At 60.3% G+C, this 4,834-nt stretch carries 5 protein-coding genes; all 5 read left to right on the forward strand.

Features of this window, described 5'->3' with window-relative positions; translation table 11 throughout:
* On the forward strand, positions 1-1,508 hold a 1,508-nt coding region (locus tag B5D49_RS14520; RefSeq protein ID WP_078718443.1), incomplete at its 5' end, for an HD-GYP domain-containing protein.
* Between the two features lie 101 nt (positions 1,509-1,609).
* On the forward strand, positions 1,610-1,984 hold the full coding sequence (gene hisI, locus B5D49_RS14525) for a phosphoribosyl-AMP cyclohydrolase (RefSeq protein ID WP_078718444.1): 375 nt from the start codon (positions 1,610-1,612) through the stop codon (positions 1,982-1,984).
* Positions 1,981-2,859, forward strand: coding sequence for an ATP phosphoribosyltransferase (gene hisG, locus B5D49_RS14530; protein WP_078718445.1), 879 nt, complete (start codon positions 1,981-1,983; stop codon positions 2,857-2,859). Before hisI ends, hisG begins: the two co-directional genes overlap by 4 nt.
* 69 nt (positions 2,860-2,928) lie before the next feature.
* Positions 2,929-3,093 (forward strand): hypothetical protein, encoded by a 165-nt coding sequence (locus B5D49_RS14915; RefSeq protein ID WP_159447263.1) that lies wholly within the window; start codon positions 2,929-2,931, stop codon positions 3,091-3,093.
* Positions 3,094-3,156: 63 nt separating this feature from the next.
* Positions 3,157-4,074 (forward strand): DMT family transporter, encoded by a 918-nt coding sequence (locus B5D49_RS14535; protein ID WP_078718446.1) that lies wholly within the window; start codon positions 3,157-3,159, stop codon positions 4,072-4,074.
* Positions 4,075-4,834 lie beyond the last annotated feature (760 nt).

Consider the following 4,834-nt stretch of genomic DNA (forward strand, 5'->3'; position numbering starts at 1 on the left):
AGGCTGAGGCCCGGGAACGTGCCGAGGCGGAAGCCCGCAAACGTGCGGAAGAAGCAGCGCAAAAGCGTGCCGAGGAAGAAGCCCGAAAACGTGCCGAAGAAGCAGCTCGGAAGCGCGCTGAGGAAGCAGCTCGGAAGCGTGCTGAGGAAGCGGCAAAGCAACACGCGGAAGAGCAGGCCCGCCGTAAGGCCGAACAAGAGGCTGAACGCCGCGCCAAGGCAGAAGCAGCCCGGCAAAAAGCTGAGGCTGAGGCCCGGGAACGTGCCGAGGCAGAAGCCCGCAAGCGTGCTGAAGAAGAAGCGCAAAAGCGTGCGGAGGAAGCGGCAAAGCAACACGCGGAGGAGCAGGCCCGCCGCAAGGCCGAACAAGAGGCTGAACGCCGCGCCAAGGCAGAAGCAGCCCGGCAAAAGGCCGAGGCTGAGGCCCGGGAACGTGCCGAGGCGGAAGCCCGCAAGCGAGCCGAGGAAGAAGCGGCCTCCCGCTCACGCTCCCGAATGGAAGAGCAGCAAAAGGAACTCCGCGCTCTGGCCGAGGAATTGCCCGAGGCCCAGCAGGTCTACATCCGCGCTCTCAAGCAGCACCGTCGGTTTCTGGACCGCGCCCGCCACCAGGATCGCCTGGAACTGCAAAACGCCCTGGACATGGTGGCCCGGATCATGGCCTCGGTCCGGCGTAGCGGTTCGGCCCTTGTCTCCCTGCTCAAAATCCGTAAATACGGTGCCTTCGACCATACCCACGCCCTGAACGTGGCCGTGCTGACCGTGGCTTTTGGCCATTATCTGCAACAGGATGACCGCATTTTGCGCATTCTGGGCCTTGCGGGGCTGCTGCACGATATCGGCAAGGTCCGCCTGCCCGTATCCCTGCTGGAAAAACCCGCCCGGCTCACACCTGGCCAGGTGGCCATGGTGCGCACCCATCCCGCGGAAGGAAAGGCCATGGTGCGGGCGTTGGCCGCCGGACTTGAACACCAGGCGGCTTCCAACGCGAATATTTCCATTTTAGTCAAAGATCTGCACACCGTGGCCCGCATCGTGGGCGAGCATCACGAACGCACCGACGGCAGCGGCTATCCCGCGGGAGCGCGGCAGGAAGCGCTGCATCCGCTCACGCCCCTGATCTCCGTGGCCGAGGTGTTTGACGCCCTCACCAGCGAGCAGCCCTATTCCAAACCCCGGCCCACACCGGCCGCCATGACCGCCCTCTACCAACTGCGCGGCAAGCAGTTGCGCGCCGACACCGTGGAGCGGTTTATCAAGTTTATGGGCATCTACCCCGTGGGAAGTCTGGTTCGGCTCAGCAACAGGCACCACGGCGTGGTGGTCAACGTGGACCCGGCCCGCCCCCTGTTGCCGCTGGTCAAGGTGGTTTTTGACGAGCGCATGCGCTCCATTCCCTTATACTATGCGGATTTGGCCGCGCCACGGCCGGATCAGCACGACCTGCGCATTGCCGACCATCTGGATCACCACGCCCTGAAGGTAGATGTGGCCGGACTTATGGGATAATCACATCGTGTGACAATTTTGTGACCCTGACTCCGCCCCTTGCGGGCGAGTGCCCGATCAGCTAAGGAATTGGGTTCCCGATACTTCGGACGAGGATATGCATGAGACCTGATTTCGAAAAAATGAACGGCTTGGTCCCTGCCATTGCGCAGGATGCGAAAACGGGGGAAGTCCTCATGATGGCCTACATGAATGAGCAGGCCTGGGACAAAACCCTGGAAACCGGCGAAGTCCATTACTGGAGCCGCAGCCGCCAGGAACTCTGGCACAAGGGCGGTACCTCCGGCCATGTGCAGAAGGTGCATACCATCCGCCTGGACTGCGACGACGACACCATCCTGGTGCTTGTCGAGCAGCTGGGCGGTGCTGCATGTCACAAGGGCTACCGTTCGTGCTTTTACCGGGAGTTGAAGGACGGCAAGGTTTCCGAATGCTCTCCCGTGGTTTTCGATCCCAAGGAGGTCTACAAAAAATGAGCGACAAACAGCTGCGCCTCGGCGTGCCCAAAGGCTCCCTGCAAGAGGCGACCATCAAGCTTTTCGATAAGGCCGGTTGGCAGATTCGCACCCACCACCGCAACTACTTTCCGGACGTGAACGATCCGGAACTCAAATGCTCCCTGGCCCGCGCCCAGGAGATGGCCATGTACGTGCAAAACGGCACGTTCGACGTGGGACTTACGGGCAAGGACTGGATCATGGAGTGGGACGCGGACGTGGTCGTGGTGGATGACCTGATCTATTCCAAGGTCTCCAACCGCCCGGCCCGCTGGGTGCTCTGCGTCAAGGGCGATTCCCCGTTCAAACGCCCCGAGGATCTGGACGGCTGCAAAGTGGCCACCGAGCTGGTGGGCTTCACCAAAGGGTATTTCGACTCCCTGGGCGTGAACGTGGACGTGTCCTTTTCCTGGGGAACCACCGAGGCCAAAGTGGTGGAAGGCCTGTGCGACGCCATCGTGGAAATCACGGAAACCGGCACCACCATCAAGGCCAACGGCCTGCGGGTCATTGCCGAGCTGATGCAGACCAACACCCAGCTCATCGCCAACAAAGAGTCCTGGGAGGATCCCTGGAAACGCAAAAAAATCCAAAATATCAATATGTTGCTTCAGGGCGCATTGCGCGCCGACAAAATGGTGGGCCTGAAGATGAACATGCCCAAACAGGCGCTCAAGGAGGCCAACGGCACCCTGCCCGCCCTGACCTCGCCCACCGTGGCCGAACTCAAGGATCCGGATTGGCTTTCCGTTGAAATTATCGTGGACGAATCCGTGGTCCGCGAAATCATCCCCCGGCTCAAGGAATTGGGCGCCGAGGGCATCATTGAATACCCGCTGAACAAGGTCATTTAGTCCGCTTCGGCAATATTCCCGGCGCGGGGCTTTTGTCCCGCGCCATGGGATACAAGGCAAGGAGTTCGCATGCTGACGAAAATCGCGGTGGTGCTGATGCTGTTGGTCGTGCTTACGGGCATGCTCCGCAACCGAAAAAGCGAACGGCCGAGCCGAACCACCAACGTCCTGCTCGGACTCATCGTCCTGCTGCTGGCCGTATCCATCCTGACCCATTTTCTCCGCGTTTCCTAAATTCCTGCCACGCCGTCACGCTGCCGCGATTCGCGCGTGCAGTGAACAACTGGAGAGATTTTCATGCTCGGAACCTACCTGCGCCTTGTGGCCACCATGAGCCTTTGGGGCGGCACGTTCATTGCCGGGCGGCTGCTCTCCCATGTGGGTCCGTCCACGGCTTCGCTGATGCGGTTTACCGTGGCCGGGCTGTTTATGATTCTGCTCTGCCACCGGCTGGAAGGCGGGGTGCCGCGCCTGAATCGTCGACAGATTCTGCCGGTGCTCCTGCTCGGATTCACGGGCGTGTTTCTCTACAACTATTGTTTCTTTTCCGGGCTGCAAACCGTTACAGCGGGCCGGGCCTCCCTGATCATCGCTGGTAATCCCGTGTTCATTGCCGCGTTCGCGGCCCTGTTCTTTCGTGAAGGATTCGGCAAGCTCAAGGCCGTGGGCCTGGCGCTCTCCATTACCGGCGCCCTGACCGTGATCTCACGCGGTCATCTGGATGCGATCCTGGCCCAGGTGCGGCCCGGGGATCTGTTCATCCTGGGCTGCGTGTTCGCTTGGAGCAGCTACACCCTGCTAGGAAAAAAGGTCATGGCAGGGCTTTCCCCCGTGGGTGCGGTGACCTGGTCATGTCTGGCGGGCATGGTCTTTTTGCTGCCCATGGCCCTGCGGGAAGGCGTTGCCGCCCACCTTGCCGGAGCCACGCCCATGGAGTGGGGCGCCATGCTCTACCTGGGCGTGTTCGGCACGGGCGTGGGCTTTTCCTGGTACTATCAGGGCATCCGCACCCTGGGCGCTTCCCGGGCTGGCGTATTCATCAACCTGGTACCCGTGAACGCGGTGTTCATGGGGTGGCTGCTCCTCGGCGAACCCGTGGACTTTTCGCTATTTGTGGGCGCTGCCTTGATTTTTACGGGCGTGTACCTGGTGAACCGTCCAAAAAACGCCCCGGCTCCGGTGGCGATTCCCGTATCCCCCAGCGCACGCCGCTGAACGGGTAATTCAAAATTTTGGTCCGGGCCAGTTCGTCCTCGTCTTCGGGCAGGCGGCTGGCGCTCCGGGTCCGCTTTAATCCAAACTCCCGCGTTGCAGGCTAGTAATTTTGTTCAGCTATTTCAAATTATTAGCTGTTAGCCTTCTCCCCTTCCCCCGGCAGTTCAAAAATTTGATCGCGTTCGGCTGCCTCCCGTTTCGGAGTGCAAAAAATTGTACTGCTTCAGAGCACCGGCTGGGTGGACACGTTCTTTATTTGTAACGTAAAATATTAAAATAAAACAATATATTTTTTTATCCTACGAAGGAATGCCGCTGGCACGCTGCTTGCTACATCTAAAACATCCTTCACACTTCCTTCTTTGAGAATTTCTGAGGCTCCTTCGGGAGCCTCTTCTCGTTTTTGTCGGGATAAAGAATGAAATCTGCCTCCGGCGGCCAAAGGGTCCGCGACCCTTTGGAATCCCTTTTCCCGGTCTCGCGCTGCGCGCGGCCGGGGGCATAGGGTGGGATGGAGTCCGGAGAGTGGCAAGGCGGAGCAGCGCGGCGGCGTGTCGTTCTGTTGCCGCGATTTCCGGGATGGCTCCGCCCTCCCGAAACTCGCGGCAACGGTGCGCCCCCAAACAAAAGAGCGGCCCAGGCCGCTCTCTTGTTTGGGAAGGGGGAACGGGGTGGGGGAAAGGGAAAGAAACGATAGCCGCGACAGGCCGCAGGCCTGGAGCCGATAAAAGTCTTTGGAAAGGGGGTCCAGGGGGAAGAA

Origin of the sequence: Paucidesulfovibrio gracilis DSM 16080, from assembly GCF_900167125.1 — a bacterium.
Taxonomy (GTDB): Bacteria; Desulfobacterota; Desulfovibrionia; order Desulfovibrionales; family Desulfovibrionaceae; genus Paucidesulfovibrio; species Paucidesulfovibrio gracilis.